The organism is Nonomuraea sp. AD125B (genome assembly GCF_041402765.1).
Classification (GTDB): domain Bacteria; phylum Actinomycetota; class Actinomycetes; order Streptosporangiales; family Streptosporangiaceae; genus Nonomuraea; species Nonomuraea bangladeshensis.
This window is the reverse complement of the sequence record NZ_JBGLOU010000008.1, coordinates 243,360-261,270: the sequence shown is the minus strand read 5'-3', so window position 1 is coordinate 261,270 and position 17,911 is coordinate 243,360. Positions and strand designations below refer to the sequence as shown.

The 17,911-nt window shown below is 70.0% G+C and carries 20 protein-coding genes; 1 reads left to right on the top strand and 19 read right to left on the bottom strand.

Annotation, left to right across the window (positions count from 1 at the left end; translation table 11 throughout):
• Positions 1-67 precede the first annotated feature (67 nt).
• From ACBR40_RS22795 to ACBR40_RS22780, 4 genes are all read right to left on the bottom strand, one after another.
• Entirely contained in the window at positions 68-385 is a 318-nt protein-coding gene (locus ACBR40_RS22795; protein WP_344209440.1) for an STAS domain-containing protein, read from the bottom strand.
• Between the two features lie 77 nt (positions 386-462).
• Positions 463-1,629: a sensor histidine kinase gene (locus ACBR40_RS22790; protein ID WP_371250035.1), complete on the bottom strand. Its 1,167-nt coding sequence runs from the start codon at positions 1,627-1,629 to the stop codon at positions 463-465.
• Between the two features lie 15 nt (positions 1,630-1,644).
• Complete coding sequence (locus ACBR40_RS22785; protein WP_371250034.1) at positions 1,645-2,754, bottom strand: ABC transporter permease; 1,110 nt, start codon at positions 2,752-2,754, stop codon at positions 1,645-1,647.
• Positions 2,751-3,647, bottom strand: coding sequence for an ATP-binding cassette domain-containing protein (locus ACBR40_RS22780; RefSeq protein WP_344209446.1), 897 nt, complete (start codon positions 3,645-3,647; stop codon positions 2,751-2,753). Before ACBR40_RS22780 ends, ACBR40_RS22785 begins: the two co-directional genes overlap by 4 nt.
• Positions 3,648-3,774: 127 nt before the next feature.
• On the opposite strand from ACBR40_RS22780, the gene ACBR40_RS22775 reads away from it, so the two are divergent.
• The gene (locus ACBR40_RS22775) at positions 3,775-4,365 is read left to right on the top strand and encodes a cob(I)yrinic acid a,c-diamide adenosyltransferase (RefSeq protein ID WP_371250033.1); all 591 of its coding nucleotides are present in this window, start codon (positions 3,775-3,777) and stop codon (positions 4,363-4,365) included.
• A gap of 40 nt (positions 4,366-4,405) precedes the next feature.
• On the opposite strand, the gene ACBR40_RS22770 is transcribed toward ACBR40_RS22775, so the two are convergent.
• From ACBR40_RS22770 to ACBR40_RS22700, 15 genes are all read right to left on the bottom strand, one after another.
• The gene (locus ACBR40_RS22770; protein ID WP_344209450.1) at positions 4,406-4,768 is read right to left on the bottom strand and encodes a DUF2550 domain-containing protein; all 363 of its coding nucleotides are present in this window, start codon (positions 4,766-4,768) and stop codon (positions 4,406-4,408) included.
• A 35-nt stretch (positions 4,769-4,803) separates the two neighbouring features.
• Positions 4,804-5,205, bottom strand: a complete 402-nt coding sequence (locus ACBR40_RS22765; protein ID WP_091090848.1) for a F0F1 ATP synthase subunit epsilon — start codon at positions 5,203-5,205, stop codon at positions 4,804-4,806.
• Between the two features lie 66 nt (positions 5,206-5,271).
• Entirely contained in the window at positions 5,272-6,720 is a 1,449-nt protein-coding gene (atpD, locus tag ACBR40_RS22760) for a F0F1 ATP synthase subunit beta (protein ID WP_344209453.1), read from the bottom strand.
• A gap of 1 nt (position 6,721) precedes the next feature.
• A complete protein-coding gene (locus ACBR40_RS22755) occupies positions 6,722-7,624 on the bottom strand; it encodes a F0F1 ATP synthase subunit gamma (RefSeq protein ID WP_344209455.1) in 903 nt (300 codons plus the stop codon).
• Positions 7,625-7,627: 3 nt separating this feature from the next.
• Positions 7,628-9,277 (bottom strand): F0F1 ATP synthase subunit alpha, encoded by a 1,650-nt coding sequence (gene atpA, locus ACBR40_RS22750; RefSeq protein ID WP_344209457.1) that lies wholly within the window; start codon positions 9,275-9,277, stop codon positions 7,628-7,630.
• A gap of 24 nt (positions 9,278-9,301) precedes the next feature.
• Positions 9,302-10,111 (bottom strand): F0F1 ATP synthase subunit delta, encoded by an 810-nt coding sequence (locus ACBR40_RS22745; protein WP_371250032.1) that lies wholly within the window; start codon positions 10,109-10,111, stop codon positions 9,302-9,304.
• On the bottom strand, positions 10,111-10,665 hold the full coding sequence (locus ACBR40_RS22740) for a F0F1 ATP synthase subunit B (RefSeq protein WP_344209461.1): 555 nt from the start codon (positions 10,663-10,665) through the stop codon (positions 10,111-10,113). The genes ACBR40_RS22745 and ACBR40_RS22740 overlap by 1 nt, the downstream gene beginning before the upstream one ends.
• A 28-nt stretch (positions 10,666-10,693) precedes the next feature.
• Positions 10,694-10,924, bottom strand: coding sequence for an ATP synthase F0 subunit C (gene atpE / locus ACBR40_RS22735; RefSeq protein ID WP_020546689.1), 231 nt, complete (start codon positions 10,922-10,924; stop codon positions 10,694-10,696).
• Between the two features lie 77 nt (positions 10,925-11,001).
• On the bottom strand, positions 11,002-11,799 hold the full coding sequence (atpB, locus tag ACBR40_RS22730) for a F0F1 ATP synthase subunit A (protein ID WP_371250031.1): 798 nt from the start codon (positions 11,797-11,799) through the stop codon (positions 11,002-11,004).
• 67 nt (positions 11,800-11,866) lie between these two features.
• On the bottom strand, positions 11,867-12,082 hold the full coding sequence (locus ACBR40_RS22725) for an AtpZ/AtpI family protein (protein ID WP_329584088.1): 216 nt from the start codon (positions 12,080-12,082) through the stop codon (positions 11,867-11,869).
• Between the two features lie 66 nt (positions 12,083-12,148).
• Positions 12,149-12,571: a hypothetical protein gene (locus ACBR40_RS22720; RefSeq protein WP_371250030.1), complete on the bottom strand. Its 423-nt coding sequence runs from the start codon at positions 12,569-12,571 to the stop codon at positions 12,149-12,151.
• Positions 12,572-12,701: 130 nt separating this feature from the next.
• Positions 12,702-13,991: a glycosyltransferase family 4 protein gene (locus ACBR40_RS22715; RefSeq protein ID WP_371250029.1), complete on the bottom strand. Its 1,290-nt coding sequence runs from the start codon at positions 13,989-13,991 to the stop codon at positions 12,702-12,704.
• 57 nt (positions 13,992-14,048) lie between these two features.
• Positions 14,049-15,314, bottom strand: coding sequence for a serine hydroxymethyltransferase (gene glyA, locus ACBR40_RS22710; protein ID WP_371250028.1), 1,266 nt, complete (start codon positions 15,312-15,314; stop codon positions 14,049-14,051).
• Positions 15,315-15,368: 54 nt separating this feature from the next.
• Positions 15,369-15,743 carry a hypothetical protein gene (locus ACBR40_RS22705; RefSeq protein ID WP_344209474.1) on the bottom strand — a complete coding sequence of 125 codons (375 nt, stop codon included), beginning with the start codon at positions 15,741-15,743 and terminating at the stop codon, positions 15,369-15,371.
• Positions 15,743-17,842: a hypothetical protein gene (locus tag ACBR40_RS22700; protein ID WP_371250027.1), complete on the bottom strand. Its 2,100-nt coding sequence runs from the start codon at positions 17,840-17,842 to the stop codon at positions 15,743-15,745. The genes ACBR40_RS22705 and ACBR40_RS22700 overlap by 1 nt, the downstream gene beginning before the upstream one ends.
• Positions 17,843-17,911 lie beyond the last annotated feature (69 nt).

Sequence of the window (17,911 nt, the reverse complement as noted above, 5' to 3'; positions counted from 1 at the left end):
TAATCCGGATTTTGTCTAAGTGAGAAAGAGCGGGCGGCGGCTGATCGCCGCCCGCCGCTATATGTCCTCAGGCCACCGCGGCCGCCGGAACCTCCACGAGCAGGACCCGATTCAGCCGGGTCACCGCGAGGATCCGCATGATCCGCGGTGGCACCCCCCGTAGGACGAGGCGGCGTTGCGCGCCCATCGCGCGCCGATGCGCCCCCACGAGCACGCCGAGACCGGTCGCGTCGATCATCTCCAGCTCGGAGAGATCGAGGATCAGGTCGCCCTCGCCGGCGTCGAGAGCGTCGTGCAGCCGCTCGCGCACCCCCGCAGACGTGCCGGCGTCGAGCCTGGCCCCGATCCGCACCACTTGAGCTCTCGGATTGCCCCGGACGCGCATGCCACCTCCTCAGTCACGCGCACAGCCGGTCGCGCCGCGCGCACAGATGCGCGGAACGGACCTCCTGCATGTCATCCCTACCCAGCCACAGGCAGCGACACGACAGCTTCGAGCAGGAACTCGCCATCCTCCGTGGGCCGGGCGCGCACCGCGCCGCCCACGGCGGCCAGCCGCTCCGCCATGCCGGTGAGCCCGCTGCCCAGGTCTGCGGCCTGCCTCCGGGCGACCCCGTCGTTGCGTACGGACAGCTCCGCCTGCTCGGGGGTGAACCTGATCGAGATGTCGCAGAACGTCGCCGTGCTGTGCTTCAGCACGTTGGTGACCGCCTCGCGCACCGCGAAGGCGAAGACGGGGGCCAGCCCGGCGGGGAGCTCACGATAGGGCAGGCGCACCTCGCAGCGGACCCCGGCCGCTTCGAGCACTCCCTTCACGCTATCCAGCTCAGCCGTCAAGTCAAGCTCGCGATAGCCGCGCACGGCCTCGCGCAGCTCGCGCAGGGCCTTCCGGGTGAGCGTGTTGATCTCGGTCAGCTCGGCCTTCGCCGCCGCGGGATCGGCCTCCGACAGGCGCCTGGCCAGCTCGGTCTTGACCGCGATGGCCGAGAGCTGGTGGCCCACCAGGTCGTGCAGGTCGCGGGCGAAACGCAGGCGCTCCTCGGCCAGCGCGAGCCGTGTGTGCGCCTCCCTGCCCTGGTGCGCCTGCTCCGCCAGCGTCCAGATCCACAACCACAGCCGGCCGGACGGGGGCAGGGAGGCGCACCAGACGCCGTAGACCCCGACGTAGAAGAGCACGGCCTCCGGCAGGCTCAGGTCCGCGCCGGTCACCCCGGTGTCGGTCACCACCCCGAGCAGGCCGAGCCCCACGGCGACCACGAGGGCCCCCGCCGACTGCAGGACCGCCGTGCGCTTGGAGACCCGCAGCGTGGCGGTGTAGACCCAGACCATGATGAGGAAGCCCCAGCCGAAGGGGTCTCCCCCGCCCGCCGCCGCTCCGATGACCGCGAGGACCGCGCTCACCACGATCTCGCGGAGGGGATAGCGGCCGGCCATCACGGCGTCGATGGCCCGCCAGGCGAGCCAGGTGAAGCCCGCCGCCGCCGCGAACGCGGGCACGGCGCGCCACCAGGGGAACCTCCCCTCGCCGAACAGCACCACGCTGCCCATCGCGAGGATGATCCACAACATGACGAGACCGGCGATCAACGTGATCCACGTGATGCGCCGGGCCCGTTGGAGCGCTTCCATGCTGCCGCCGTCCGCCTACCCGGCGCGCAGCACTTCGGTGAGCTTGATCCGCGCTCCCGTGCGCAGCACCGCCCGGCGGTACACCCCGGCGCCGAACGACAGCACCGCGAGCACCGCCAGCACCATGGCCGCCATGGACGCGCCCACCTGCCACAGCGGCACCTCGGTCGCCGCCATCCGCACCGGCATGACCATGGACGAGAACGGCGGCACGTACGACATGACCGTGGCCAGCGTGCCCGTGGGGTCGGTGGTGGCGTAGAAGGCCACGAAGTACGTGAGCATGATGGTCATGGTCAGCGGCATGATCACGCTGCCGACCTCCTCCTGGCGGGAGACGAGCGAGGCGAACGCGGCCGACAGCGTCGCGAAGAACGCGTAGCCGAGCACGAACCACACCAGCACCCCGGCCACGAGCCCGGCAATGCCGGGCGGGAAGTTCGCGGCGGCGCCGGAGGCGGCCGCGGCGCCGAGGCCGACGGCCAGGATCGCCACCAGGTTGATCAGGCCGAGCACGCCCAACCCGATGATCTTGCCGGCGAGCAGCTGCCAGGGCCGGATCGAGGAGAGCAGGATCTCCACGATCCGGCTGCCCTTCTCCTCGACGACGCCCATCGCCACCGTCGACACCTGGCCGATGATCAGCATGAACAGCACCAGCACGAGCACCACGGCGATCCCGGTGCGGGCCGAGTCGTACCGCGCGTCCTCGCCCACGGTCTCCATCTGGAGCGGCGGGATCGACACGCCCGCTGCGCCGAGCTTGACCTCGCGGTTCACGCTCTGCAGCAGCACGCCGAGCTCGTCGTCGAGCTGGCCGTCGGCGAGCACCTTGGTCCCGCCGACCACCACGGCGTCCACGTCGCCGTCGAGCACGGCCTGCCGGGCCGTGGCCTCGTCGGCGAACTCCTTCCACTCGAACTTCGCCTCCGGCGCCGCCCGGTCCAGCGGCAGCCGCTCGCTGTTCACGGTGCCGAGGGTGTAGGAGTCGGGGCGGTCCATGAGCTTGGGCGCGAACGAGACCGCCGCCACCAGGAGAGCCGTCACCAGCAGGCCGATGACGAACCCCTTCGTGCGGATCTGCGTCATCACCTCTCTGCGGGCGACCAGCATCACACCGTTCACGCCACGGCCTCCTTGAAGATCTCGGTGAGGGTCGGCTGCTCGACGCCGAAGTGCTCGACGCGGCCCGCCTTGATCGCGCGGCGCAGGACCTCCTGGTCGTCCGCGTTCGTCGTGCGCAGGATGTGCCGGTCGCCGCGCACGGTGACCGTGCCGGGCAGGCCGTCGGCCCATCCGGGGGCGGGGTCGCGGACCTCCACGCGCAGCGTGTCGCCCTCGGCGGCACGCAGCTCGGCCACGGTGCCGGAGGCCACCATGCGCCCGCGCGCGACGATGCCGACCGCGTCGCACAGCCGCTCGACCAGCTCGAGCTGGTGGCTGGAGAAGATCACCGGCACGCCGCCCCTGCACCGCTCCTGGAGGGTGCCGGCCAGCGCGTCCACGGCGATCGGGTCCAGGCCGGAGAACGGCTCGTCCAGCACCAGCACCTCGGGGTCGTGCACCAGCGCGACCGCGAGCTGCACGCGCTGCTGGTTGCCCAGCGAGAGCGCCTGCACGGCCTCGTTCCTGCGCTCGGCGATGCCCAGCCGCTCCATCAGCTCCTCGGTGGCCTTCTGCGCGGCCGGCGCGCTGAGCCCGTGCAGGCGGCCGAAGTACTCGATCTGCTCGGCGACCCGCATCTTCTGGTACAGCCCGCGCTCCTCCGGCATGTAGCCGAAGCGGCGCCGCATGTCGTAGTCGAGCGGGCGGCCCTGCCAGCTCACCGAGCCGGAGTCGGCCTGGAGCACGCCCATGACGATCCGCATGGTGGTCGTCTTGCCGGCGCCGTTCGCGCCGACGAACCCGTACATCTCCCCAGGCCGCACGCTGAAGCCCACGCCGTCCAGCGCGACCTTTCCGCCGGGGGCGTCGGGGCCGCCCGCGAAGCGCTTGCGCAGCTCGCTTATCTCCAGCATCAGGTCCTCTCCTTCGTCATGGGTCAATAGTGGCGTTCACACCGTTCGCCCAGGTAGTCACCGAAATCACGGGCCGGACATGCATCCCGCGTCCGATCGGGATGACTTTTGTCATTACGCTGAGCGCATGACGCGTGCCGACAAGGACAAACCGGTCGTTCTCTCTCGCATTTACACCCGTGCCGGCGACGACGGCACCACCAGGCTGAGCGACATGAGCACGACCGCCAAGACCGATCCGCGGCTGGCCGCGTACGCCGACGTGGAGGAGGCCAACGCCCACCTCGGGCTGGCCTTGTCGTTCGGCACCCTGCCGGGCGAGCTGGCCGAGCTGCTGACCCGCCTGCAGAACGAGCTCTTCGACGTCGGCGCCGACCTCGCCACGCCGGTCACGGACAACCCTGAGTACCCGCCGCTGCGGGTTGAGCAGTCCTACGTGGACCGGCTGGAGGAGCAGTGCGACCGGCTCAACGAGGGACTGAAGCCGCTGCGCAGCTTCATCCTGCCGGGCGGCGACCCCGCGACGGCGGCGCTGCACGTGGCCCGCGTGACCGTACGCAGGGCCGAGCGCACCACGTGGGCCGCCCTGCAGGTCCACGACAACATGAACCCGCTGACCGCGAAATATCTCAACCGGCTGTCGGACCTGCTGTTCATCGCCTGCCGCGTGGCCCACGCCGGCCAGGAGATCCTGTGGAAGCCGGGCGGCACCCGCTGAACACACTCGGGGCGGCGCTCAGACCCGCGCTGCGGCCCCGTCAGGCCACGTCGAGGTAGGCACTGGGCGGCGCGGACTCCAGCCACGCCAGGAAGCCCGTGAGCGCGTCGGCGCTCATCGCCAGCGAGATGCCCCGCGTGCTGCCGCTGCAGTCCACCGCGTAGAGGCCGTCGCCGAGCTCGCGACGGGCGGAAACGACGAGGCCGCGCCTCGCGATCGCGTGGCGCGGCCTCAGTCGGACGCCCAGGAGCGGAATCCAGTGGAGTTCCCCGTCGGCATAGCGGGCCACCCCGCTGCGCCAGCCGCGGTCACCGGCCCGCAACCGACAGGGTACGTTGCCGCGCGAGCGCAGCATGAACACGCGCGGCACCACGAGGGCGGCGAGCAGCACTACGAGAACCACAACCGTCGCCACCATGCCGCCCCCTGACAGCTCTGTTATACGTCTTCCCCCGCCGCGCGGAGCCGGGCCCTGGCACGCTTGGCCTCGATCGCCGCGTCGGCGTCTTCCTGGTTGGCCTCGATGGAGGCCTGAGCGCGGTCGAGCGCGTCACGGGCAGCCGCGACGTCGACCTCCGACCCGAGCTCGGCGACCTCGGCGAGCACGGACACCTCATTGTCGGCCACGGAGATGAACCCGCCGTGAACAGCCGCCACGAGGTCGACCTCGCCCTCCCGCTTCACGCGCAGCACACCGCCCTCGACGAGAACGCCGAGCACAGGTGCATGTTGCGGCATAATACCGATCTCGCCGTCCACGGTCTTGGCAATCACCATGTCGGCCTCGCCAGACCAGATCTCACGCTCGGGTGAGACAACCCCTACGCGTAGCTTCGCCACTTGTGCAGGTTCCTTTCCGATCAGGTGGCGGCGCGGGATCGTGCCCGGGCCGCCACCGTATGGCGATTAGCGACGCTGGAGTTCCTTGGCCTTGGCCACGGCCTGCTCGATGCCGCCGACCATGAAGAACGCCTGCTCGGGCAGGTGGTCGTACTCACCCGCGCAGAGGCCCTTGAAGGAGGCGATGGTCTCGTCGAGCGGCACGGTCTCGCCCGGCTGGCCGGTGAAGGCCTCGGCCGCGTACATCGGGTGCGACAGGAAGCGCTCGATGCGGCGGGCCCGCTGGACGGTGACCTTGTCCTCCTCGGACAGCTCGTCGATGCCGAGGATCGCGATGATGTCCTGGAGCTCGCGGTACTTCTGCAGGATCCGCTTGGTCTCCTGGGCCACCCGGTAGTGCTCCTCGCCCACGATCTGCGGGTCGAGGATCCGGGAGGAGGAGTCGAGCGGGTCCACCGCGGGGTAGATGCCCTTCTCCGAGATCGGCCGCGACAGAACGGTCTGCGCGTCGAGGTGCGCGAACGCGTTGTGCGGGGCCGGGTCGGTGATGTCGTCCGCGGGGACGTAGATCGCCTGCATGGAGGTGATCGAGTGACCGCGGGTCGAGGTGATGCGCTCCTGGAGCACGCCCATCTCGTCGGCCAGCGTGGGCTGGTAACCCACGGCCGACGGCATGCGGCCGAGCAGGGTGGAGACCTCGGAACCGGCCTGCGTGAAGCGGAAGATGTTGTCGATGAAGAGCAACACGTCCTGCTTCTGCACGTCGCGGAAGTACTCCGCCATGGTCAGCGCCGTCAGCGCGACCCGCAGACGGGTGCCCGGCGGCTCGTCCATCTGGCCGAAGACGAGCGCGGTGTCCTTGAGGACGTCCGCCTCCTCCATCTCCAGCCAGAGGTCGTTGCCCTCACGGGTGCGCTCGCCCACGCCGGCGAAGCACGAGGTGCCGCCGAAGTTGCGGGCGACACGGCGGATCATCTCCTGGATGAGGACCGTCTTGCCCACGCCGGCGCCGCCGAACAGGCCGATCTTGCCACCCTGCACGTACGGGGTGAGCAGGTCGATGACCTTGATGCCGGTGACGAGCAGCTCGGTGCGGGACTCGAGCTGGTCGAAGGCCGGGGCCGGACGGTGGATGCCCCACCGCTCGGTGATCTTCAGCGACGAGGTCGGGACGTCCAGCGTCTCGCCCAGCGCGTTCCACACGTGGCCCTTGACGACGTCGCCGACGGGCACCGAGATCGGCGCGCCGGTGTCCTGGACCGCCTGGCCGCGGACCAGGCCGTCGGTGGGCTGCATGGAGATGGCGCGGACCAGGTTGTCGCCGAGGTGCTGGGCGACCTCCAGGGTCAGCGTCTTGGTCTCGCCGCCGAGGGTGACCTCGACCTTGAGCGCGTTATAGATGTCGGGCATCGCGTCGACGCCGAACTCCACGTCGACGACGGCGCCGGTGACGCGCGCCACACGGCCGGTGCCGGCCGCGGCGGCTTCTACAGTTTCAACAGCCTCTGCAGTCATTTCACTCTTTCCCCGCTGCGGCGTCAGCGAGCGCGTTGGCGCCACCGACGATCTCGCTGATTTCCTGGGTGATCTCGGCCTGGCGAGCCTGGTTCATCTGCTGGGTGAGCACCCGCATCAGCTCGTTGGCGTTGTCGGTCGCCGACTTCATGGCGCGCCGCCTGGCGGCCTCCTCGGAGGCCGCCGACTGCAGCAGCGCGGTGAAGATCCGGGATTCCACGTAACGCGGAAGCAGCGACTCCAGCACGTCGCCGGCGGTCGGCTCGAACTCGAAGTACGGCGGAATCTGGGTGGACTCCGTGGCCTCGGTCTCCTCGACCTCCAGCGGCAGAACGCGCTTGACGACGACGTTCTGGGTCAGCATGGAGATGAACTCGGTCGAGACGATGTGGATCTCGTCGATGCCGTTCTCGTCCTTGAACGAGTCGATGAGGACACCCGCGATCTCCTTGGCGTCGGCGTAGGCCGGCTTCCTGGAGAAGCCGACCCACTCGCCGCCCATCGTCCGGCCGCGGAAGGAGTGCCAGGTGACACCCTTGCGCCCGGTGACGAACGGCACGACCTCAAGGCCACGGCTCTCCAGCAGCCCGCGCAGGGCCTCGGCCTCACGCAGCACGTTGGCGTTGAAGCCGCCGCAGAACCCGCTGTCGCTCGTGACGATCAGGACGCCCGCCTTGGCGGGGTTGTCCTTCGCCACGGTCAGCGGATGGTCGACGCTGGCCGCGTTGCTGACGACGCCGGTGACGGCGCGGATGATCTCGCGCTCGTACGGCAGCGCCGCCTGCATCCGTTGCTGCGCCCGCACGATCCGTGAGGAGGCGATGAGCTCCTGGGCGCGCGTGATCTTCGCGGTCGACTTGACCGAGTTGATCCGCCGCCGCAGCAGCCTGAGCTGGGCACCCATGGACTACTTCTCCGTCGCCGGGCGGACGACCTTCTTGATCTTCTCCTGGCCGACCTCGCCGGCCTCCAGCGGAGCAACCGGCTCGTCCTTCACCAGCAGCTCGCCCGAGGAGGTGGTGAAGCCCTTCTTGAACTCCGTGATGGCGTCCTTGAGGGTGGTGACGGTGTCGTCGCCCATGTCCTTCGTCTCGCGGATGGTGTCGAAGACGCCCTTGTGCGAGGACTGCAGGTAGTCGAGGAACTCGGCCTCGAACCGGCGGATGTCCTCGACCGGCACCTCGTCCAGCTCACCGGTGGTGCCGGCCCACACCGACACGACCTGGCGCTCCACGGGGAACGGGGAGTACTGGGGCTGCTTGAGCAGCTCGACCAGCCGCTGGCCGCGCTCCAGCTGAGCACGGGAGGCGGCGTCGAGGTCGGAGGCGAACGAGGCGAACGCCTCCAGGTCGCGGTACTGGGACAGCGACAGCTTCAGCGTGCCGGCGACCTTGCGCATGGCCTTGACCTGCGCCGAACCGCCGACTCGGGAGACGGAGATGCCGACGTTGATGGCCGGGCGGACGCCGGCGTTGAACAGGTCGGTCTCCAGGAAGCACTGGCCGTCGGTGATGGAGATGACGTTGGTCGGGATGAACGCCGACACGTCGTTGCCCTTGGTCTCGATGATCGGCAGACCCGTCATCGAGCCGCCGCCCATGTCGTCCGAGAGCCTGGCGCAACGCTCCAGGAGCCGGGAGTGGAGGTAGAAGACGTCGCCGGGGAAGGCCTCACGGCCCGGCGGGCGACGCAGCAGCAGGGACACGGCGCGGTAGGCGTCGGCCTGCTTGGTCAGGTCGTCGAAGACGATGAGGACGTGCTTGCCCTGGTACATCCAGTGCTGGCCGATGGCCGAACCGGTGTAGGGGGCGAGGTACTTGTAGCCGGCCGGGTCGGAGGCGGGAGCGGCGACGATGGTGGTGTACTCCATCGCGCCGGCCTCCTCGAGCCGGGCCTTGACCTGCGCGATCGTCGAGCCCTTCTGGCCGACCGCGACGTAGACGCAGCGGACCTGCTGCGCCGGGTCGCCGGAGGCCCAGGCCTCGCGCTGGTTGAGGATGGTGTCGACGGCGATCGCGGTCTTGCCCGTGCCGCGGTCACCGATGATCAGCTGGCGCTGGCCACGGCCGATCGGCGTCATGGCGTCGATCGCCTTGATGCCGGTCTGCAGCGGCTGCTTCACCGGCTGCCGCTGGACGACCGAGGGGGCCTGCAGCTCAAGGGCACGCGTGCCCTCGGCGGTGATGGCGCCCTTGCCGTCGAGGGGGTTGCCCAGGGGGTCGACCACACGGCCGAGGAAGTCGTCGCCGACGGGCACGGACAGGACCTCGCCCGTCCTGCGGACCGTCTGGCCCTCCTCGATGCCGCTGAAGTCGCCCAGGATCACGACACCGATCTCACGGGTGTCGAGGTTGAGCGCCAGGCCGCGCGTGCCGTTCTCGAACTCGAGCAGCTCGTTCGCCATCGCCGAGGGCAGGCCGGAGACATGGGCGATGCCGTCGCCGGCGTCGACGACGGTCCCGATCTCCTCGCGCGCGGCGCCTTCCGGTTCGTACGCCTGGACGAAGCGCTCAAGCGCGTCCCGGATCTCGTCCGGCCGGATCGTAAGCTCCGCCATCTCTACTCTGTCTCCCTATTTCGCCTAGCCGGCCAACCGGCGGCGGACTTCTTCGATTCGTCCCACGATGGTGGTGTCGATGATCTCGTCGCCGACGCGGACCGAGAACCCACCGAGCACTCGCTTGTCCACCTCGACATTCAGGTGCACGTCACGCCCGTACGAGGTGCGCAGCCACGACGACAGGCGCCGCTTCTGTGCCTCGGTCAGCTCGACGGCGCTGCGCACCACCGCCACGAGGCGCTGGCGCTGCTGGGCCACGAGCTGGCCGAACTCCTCGAGCCCTGCTTCCAGGCTACGTCCTCGCGGGTGCAGAACCACCTGCGTGATGAGGCGCAGGCTGGTGGGCGCCACCCTGCCGCTGAGCAGGTCGCTCAGCAGCTGCCGCTTGCCCTCGGCGGGGCCCGCGGTGTCGGCGAGCGCGCGGCGCAGGTCGGGGTTGGCGGCCACGACGCGTCCGAAGCGGAAGAGCTCGTCCTCCACGTCGTCGAGCCGCGACTGGCTCTCCGCCTCCGCGGCCGCGGCGACCACGCCGAGCCGTTCGAGCACGTCGGCGAGGTCGCCGGCGCGTGACCAGCGAGCGGCGACCGCGCTCTCGACGGTGGTCAGCGCGGCCGCGCCGACCTTGCCCTCCAGCAGCGCGCGTGCGGTGCGCGTCTTGACCTCCGCCGGCCTGGCCTGGTCGGACAGGGCGCGGCGCAGGCCGTGCTCGCGGTCGAGCAGATCCGCGACCGCGAACAGCTCGTCGGAGAGCGTCCCGAGGTCGGCACTGCCGGCGACCGCGTTGAACCGCTCCTCGACCTCGGCCAGCGACGTCCTGCTCAGACCGCGCATCAGCGCACCGCCTGCGCGTTGGAGCTCTCCAGCTCGTCGAGGAACCGGTCGACGATGCGGCTCTGACGGGCCTCGTCCTCCAGCGACTCGCCCACGATGCGGCCCGCGAGCTCGGTCGACAGGCGGCCGATCTCGGTGCGGAGCTGCGCGAAGGCGGCCTGACGGTCGGCCTCGATCTGCGCGTGAGCAGCCTCGACGAGGCGGCGGGCCTCGGCCTGCGCCTCCTCGCGGAGCTCGGCCTTGATCTGCGACGCCTGCTCGCGGGCCTCCTCGCGGAGCCTGGCGGCCTCGCGCCTGGCCTCCTCGAGGTTGGCCGCGTACTGGCGCTGCAGCTCCTGGGCCTGGGCCTGGGCCTCTTCGGCCCGCTTGATGCCGCCCTCGATCGCGTCCGTCCGCTCGGCCAGCGTCTTCTGGATACGCGGCACGAGCATGCGCCCGACGACGAGGAAGACGACGAGGAACGCGAAGATACCGACGACGAGCTCGTACGTGTGCGGGATGAGGGGGTTGCCACCCTCCTCCGCCGCAAGGAGCGTAGCTGCCTTAACGATCATGTTGCAGCCTTTCGTCAGTTGAGGGCGATCAGATGCCCGAGAAGATGAACGGCGCCACCAGGCCGATCAGGGCGAGGGCCTCGGTGAGGACGAAGCCGAGGAGCATGTTCTGGCGGATCAGGCCGTAAGCCTCGGGCTGGCGCGCGATGGCCTGCACGCCCTGACCGAAGATGATGCCGACGCCGATGCCGGGGCCGATGGCGGCGAGACCGTAACCGATGGCGGTGACGTTGCCGGAGACCTCAGCGAGAACGCTCATTGTTGTTATTCCTTTACTTAACGGCCGATGACGTGGGTATCACCGGTCATGGACATTCCGTGTGGTGTGCGTGGGACTCAGTGCTCGGGGTGCAGCGAGCCGCCGATGTACATGGCGGCCAGCATCGCGAACAGGAAGGCCTGCAGGAACTGGATGAACATCTCGAAGCCGGTCAGGACGATGGTCATCACCACGCCCACGACGCCGACGGGAGCGCCCAGCGGGGTCAGCTTCTCGAACAGGAACCAGAAGCCGACCATGCTGAAGAAGGCCAGAAGCATGTGACCCGCGAACATGTTCGCGAAGAGTCGGACCGCGTGCGTGAAGGGGGCGATGATCAGGTTCGACAGGAACTCGATCGGCGCGAGCAGCACGTAGATGAACTTGGGCAGGCCGGGGGGGAACATCATGTTCTTGAAGTAGCCGACCGGGCCCTGGTGCTTCATGCCGAGGTAGACCTTGAGGACGTAGATCAGGCCGGCGAGCACGGCGGGGAAGGCGATGTGCGAGGCGACCGGGAACTGCAGCACGGGGACGACGCCCATGAAGTTCCACAGGAGGACCACGAAGAAGATCGAGACCAGCAGGCCCATCCACTGGTCGGCGTCCTTGCCCAGGAAGGGCCGGGCGACCTGGTCGCGGACGAACATGTAGCCGTACTCGACGACGTTCTGGAGGCCCCTCGGCACCAGCTTGGGCTTGGCGAAGGCGCCCCAGCACAGCGCGATCACCACGACCGAGGTGAGCAGGGCGAGCAGGACCGGCTTGGTGAACCAGTCCACCCCCGGGATGATCGGGGGCAGGTTGAACAGCTCTTCAGGCGTAGGCGCCCCGAACTGATCGCCATGAGGAGCGAGGACCGTCAGCGCACTCACGCGGCGTTCCCTTCAACGTCGTAGTGGATCACAAGAGTTACCTCGGCGGAGTGATCGCTGCGCCGGGCTAGCGACCGAACTTCCGGTAGGCCAGGTAGCCGGCGAGCACAACCCCCAAGACCACGCCTATGGGGAAGAACGCGGACATGTCCAACCACCGGTCCAGCAACCACCCGAGACCGCCGTAGAAGGCCATCCCTGCGAGCAGATAGCTGGGGACTGACCACATGGCGTCGGCGAAGTCGCGACCGTCTGTCTCCGGTCGGCGTTCCTGTGCGCTCATCGCGGCCCCGACGATAGCAGGCGAGTAGAGGACTAGTCATATCGGGCCCCGCCCAGAGGGACGGCCTCATGAGTCACCCTGTCCGGGGACCTTGGCCTCGGGGTCGACGTACAGCATCTTGGTCTTCATGAAGGCGCGGACCTCGAACCCGGTCCACACGAGCGTGCAGATCACGACCGAACAAGCGAAAGCGAGGGTGTTCCAGATCGTGGTGTCGCGGAACGCGTTGAGCACGATCATGATGACGACGACCTTGACGAGGTAGCTCCCCATCGCCGCCATCGCCATCACCTGCGGGGAGATACGGGCGGCGTAGGAGACCGCCACCACACTGACGCTGAAGAAGACCCCGACCAGCAGGGTGCCGAGGGCGGCGCCCAGCGCGCCCTTGCCGCCGGCGGTCAGAAGAGCGACGACCACCGCGGCCACCCCGACCGCGAGGGTCGGAATCGCGGCGCTCTTGAGTACGCGCACGTCGTTGGCCTGCATCGGTGCTCCATCAGCGAGTTATCAAGCGAGCGTTTGCTACCCCGCGGACAAGTGCGTCGGGGGTCCCTGCTCGTGAAAGATATCACAAGCTCACGGAAGACCGCTTTTACCTGCCGTTTCTAGTTCGCGATCAAGAACGGCTCGGAAATGCTGGAATGACCGGATTGCCGTCGGCGGCCGCGCGCTGCGCGCCCGGCCCGTCATGCGGCTGCTGCATCCGCCGCCTGACCTCGGGCTCCGGCGGGATCGGCGGCATCGGCCCGGTGGGCGGGCCGTCGTCGTCGGGCTGCTTGCCGCGCGAGGCCGCGTGCGTGCCGCCCCGGCCCCGCCAGCGCGGCAGCGCCATCAGCACGAGCACCGCCAGCGCGAACACGATGACCACGGGGAACAGCAGGACCGGCACGCCGATCGTGGACATGCCGACGATGCCGAAGGCGAACAGGAACGCCCAGGCGTACATGATGAGCACAGACCTGCGGTGCGAGTGGCCGATGTCCATCAGCCGGTGGTGCAGGTGGCCGCGGTCGGGCGCGAACGGCGACAGCCCCCGCGAGGTGCGCCGCACGACCGCCGTGATGAGGTCGACCAGCGGCAGGATCAGCACCGCCGCCGGCAGCAGCAGCGGCAGCAGCACCGGCACCTTGTTCATGCCCTCGATGATCCCCGGGTCGACCGGGGTCACCGTGACGATGGACGAGGCCAGCACGAGCCCGATGAGCATCGCCCCGGTGTCGCCCATGAAGATCTTCGCCGGGTGGAAGTTGTGCGGCAGGAAGCCGAGGCAGGTGCCGATGAGGATGGCCGCGATGGCGGCCGTCGTGGTGATGCGCCCGCCGCTGATGTTGACGGCCAGGAAGATCGAGTAGGCCCAGGTCGCCATGCCGGCGATGCAGACGATCCCGGCCGCGAGGCCGTCGAGGCCGTCGACGAAGTTGACCGCGTTGATCGTCACCACCACGACCATGATGGTGATCACGGTGCTGAGCGTGAGGTCGAGGCTGACCGACCCGCCCCAGTCCTGCGGCAGCGGGATGTAGAGCAGGCGCATGTCGAAGAAGGCCAGCACGCCCGCCGCCGCGACCTGGCCGCCGAGCTTGATGAAGGCGTCCATGCCCCACCAGTCGTCGAGGAACCCGGTCAGCGTGATCAGCCCGCCGGCCACGATGAGCGCCGTGACCGCGTTGCCGTCGGTCTCGTTGAGCGCCTTGCCGGTGTGCGTGAGCTGGCTGGCGACCAGCAGCCCCGCCACCAGCCCGCCGTACATCGCCAGACCGCCCAGGCGGGGCGTCGGCGTGGTGTGCACGTCGCGGTCACGAACCTCCGGCATGGCGCCGATGCGGATCGCGAAGCGCCGCACGAGCGGGACCAGCAGATAGGTCACCGCCGCCGCGATGAGCGCCATGAACAGGTATTCGCGCACGACCCTAGTTTCCCGGATGTCCCGGCCAGGTGTGACCGGAAAACGACACAGACCAGCTTAATATTCGCTGAGATATGGCTGATAGATGGTCAGCAGCGCCGTGACTCTCTCCCTGACCTCCTCGGCGGCGCCGGGATCGCGGACCGCGGCTGCCACGAGTTTCCCGACCTCCACCAGCTCTTCCGGCCCCAGCCCCTGCGTGGTGACGCAGGGCGTCCCCACCCGGATGCCCGAGGTGACCGCCGGGGGCTCGGGATCGTACGGGATGGCGTTGCGGTTGAGCGTGATGCCCGCCGCCGCGCACCGCCGCTCGGCCTCCGCCCCCGTCACGCCCGTGTCGCGCAGGTCGACCAGCGCCAGGTGCGTGTCGGTGCCGCCCGAGACCGCCCGCATCCCCTCCGCGCCCAGCGCCGCGGCGAGCGACTGCGCGTTGGCGACCACCCGGCGCGCGTAACCGGCGAACTCCGGCCGCAGCGCCTCGCCGAACGCCACGGCCTTGGCCGCCACCACGTGCATGAGCGGCCCGCCCTGAAGGAACGGGAACACCGCCCGGTCGATCCTGGCGGCCAGCTCGGCGGTGCACAGGATCGCGCCGCCGCGCGGCCCGCGCAGCGTCTTGTGGGTGGTGAACGTCACGATGTCCGCGTACGGGACCGGCGACGGGATCGCCCCGCCCGCCATCAGCCCGATCGGATGGGCCGCGTCCACCAGCAGCCACGCCCCCACCTCGTCGGCGACGCCGCGGAAGGCCGCGTAGTCGATCAGCCTCGGGTACGCCGTGGCGCCGCACACGATGACCTTCGGCCGGTGCCGCAGCGCCAGGTCCCGCACCTCGTCGTAGTCGATCAGCTCGGTGTCCCTGCGCACCCCGTACGGCACGACGTCGAACCACCGTCCCGAGAAGTTCACCTTCGAGCCGTGCGTGAGATGGCCGCCGTGCGGCAGGGCCATCGCCAGCATCGTGTCGCCGGGCTGGAGGAGCGCGGCGTACGCGGCCAGGTTCGCCGAGGCCCCTGAATGGGGCTGGACGTTGGCGTGCTCGGCGCCGAACAGCCTGGTGGCGCGCTCGACGGCCAGCCGCTCGGCGCGGTCCACCACCTCGCAGCCACCGTAGTAGCGGCGGCCCGGGTAGCCCTCGGCGTACTTGTTCGTCAGGGTCGAGCCCAGGGCGGCCAGGACGGCGGGCGAGGTGAAGTTCTCGCTCGCGATGAGCTGCAGGCCGCGGCGCTCGCGGGCCAGCTCGTCGAGCAGCACCTCGGCGAGCTCAGGATCGTTCCGCCGCAGCAGCCCGAAGTCCGGGCCGTAGTAGGGTTGCGCACCCATTCCCCCACTGTACGACCCGGTGTCCGGTTCTCCGAGGAGCGGGTCCGCCGCGCGTCAGGGGAACGCGTGGGGGGCGCTCGTCTTCACCGGGATCCAGCGGGGCGTGTCGTGAGCCTCGTCACTGATCGCCGTCAGCACCGCGTGCCGGTAGACGGCCAGCCTGGTGCGCCACTCGCGGATGTCCTGGACGTACCGCTCGCCGACCGGGGCGTCCCAGGTCTGGGGGCTCCTGGCCAGGTTGAACGCCTTGTCGAGGGTCGTCCTGAGTGACTCCAGCTGGGGCAGGACGGTCTGCCAGGCGACCACCAGGCGTTGGTACTCCGGGTTGAACTCCCAGGCGGCGGGCTGGTCGTCCAGGGGGCCTGTGGAGGTGGCCGGGGGGCGTTCGTCCACGGCTTTGGGGCGGGGGGCCGGTGGGTCGGCGTACATCACGCGGTCCTTTCCGGCGTCTCGGGATTTCGGGGGTTCGGCCGGTCAGGATCGATCGTGCCTGGGGGGCCGTCAGGTCGGATGTCGTGGGCGGGCCGGGCGTCGGTGCCGTGGTCGCCGGGCTCGCCGGGCGGGATGCGTACGGACGGGATGTCCTGGGGGTGGGCGGCCCGCGGAACGTCCAGATCGGGAGCCGTCGGTCCGAAGGACACCACGTCACCGCCGTTCCCGGTCCACCCGGGGATCTCTCCCCCAGCGGTGATCCGCACCTGCGCACCACCGTGAGCCCCGCCGCCCTCCGCGCCGGCACCGCCGTACCCGTGGGCGACCACCGACACGCCGGGGTCGTCCATGAGCCTTATCCCCGAACCTCCCGAGCCGGCCCCGCCACCAGCCGCCGCCTCATAACCCGACCCTGGCGCGGCGCCCTGGCCGGATCCTGGCGTGGCGTCCCCGCCGGTTGCCGGTGGCGTGGGGGCACCATTGCCTCCGGTCGCGCCCTCGCCGCCTCCTCCTGGTGCGGTGCCTGCCGCCCCTGCGCCGCCGTCGTCGGCCGCCGGGGGTGTCGGCGGGATGACCACCCCTTGGTTCCCGCCCGAGGCCGAACCGCTGTCACCGCGAGCCGTGCCGGTGTCGCCCGGCGTCGTACGTTCGCCGCTCGGCGTCGTCGTACCGGCGTCGCCCGGCGTCGCACGTTCGCCGCTCGGCGTCGTCGTGCCGGTGTCGCCGCGCGCGGATCCTGCGCCGTCCGGGCTGGAGCCGCCACCGGGTGGCGTGGGATCCGCGCCACCTGACTCCGAGCCGATGCCGCCAGCGGTCGCGCCCGTGCCGGCCGAGGGGGCGCCGGCGTCCCCCTTACCTGTGCCCTCGGGTGTCGTGTTGTTGCCGCCCGGGGTGCGGTCGGTGGTGGAGTCGCAGCCTGTGTCCGTGCCCGTGCCCGGGTTCGAGGGCTTGTCGTCGATAGGTGTGATGGTCGTCGCGCTGCTGTCGTCCCGCGGGTAGGCGGCTTCGATGGTGCCGCTGTCCGCTGGTGGGGTGGTGGACGAGGGGTCGTTCGGGTTGATGGAGCCAGGGGTGCCGTCGGGGCGGATGTCGCGTCCGGCCCATTCGCCCTTGCCGTACTCGCCTGCCGGCGTCTCGACGCTCGGCATGTCCTGGGGTGGGATGTCGCTCGTGCCGGGGGTCGCTGGTGCGCCGGGGTCGGTCGCGGGTGGTTTGGGCATTTCGGCGGGTTGGGCCTGGTCGGCGTTCCTGAGCATGTTCTCGACTTGCTCGGCCGTGGGCGGGTCCAGGGGGATCTGGAGGACTTTGACCCCGTCTACTTCGACGACATGCGGTTTTGTGGCTGCTGTGTCGTCGGGGTGGTTCTTGGCGGGGGTGTCGGTGACGCCGTTGTCGTCCCTTCTCGTCCCCGCGCCCGTGTCGGTGCCTGTGTCCTTCCCGGTCCCGGTGTTCTTGTCCCCGGTGCCGTCACAGGACTTACCGTCAGCGTCGGGCTTCCCGTCGGAGCCCTTCTTCCCGTCGGATTCGGTCTTGCCGTCAGCGCCCGTCTTGCCGTCAGCGTCAGGCTTCCCATCGGAATCGGTCTTGCCGTCCGACCCCGTCTTCCCGTCGGACCCCTTTTTCCCGTCAGAGTCGGTCTTACCGTCAGCGCCCGTCTTGCCATCAGCGTCGGGCTTTCCGTCGGAGCCCTTCTTGCCGTCAGAGTCGGGCTTGCCGTCAGCGCCCGTCTTGCCGTCGGCGTCGGTCTTCGGGGTTTCGTGGGCGGGTCTGTCGCCTCCGCGTACGTCCTTCGCCCCCTCGTCGTCCCCCGGCCGTCTGCCGGGCGACACCGGATCAGCCGGGCGGGTGGTGTCGGACTTGTCGGGCTGTTCGGCCCGTTTCTCCAGCACCGCCAGCCGCCCGTTCACGTCCTTGACCATGGCGTCGACGGCCTCGGCGACCTGGACGGGGCGGTGCGTGGCCCGCACCGACACCCCGGCGCGGCCCAGCGCGGAGCGGACGCGGTCCTCGACCGCCCGCATCTCCGTGGCCGCGTGCTTCGCCTCGGACAGCAGCTCGCGCACGAGCTTGGGATCCATGCCGTCGTACTTGCTCATGGGCCACTCCCCGACGTCTCGCCGCTCCGGGCCTCACCGTAATCACGGCCGGAGCGCCACCGCAGCCGG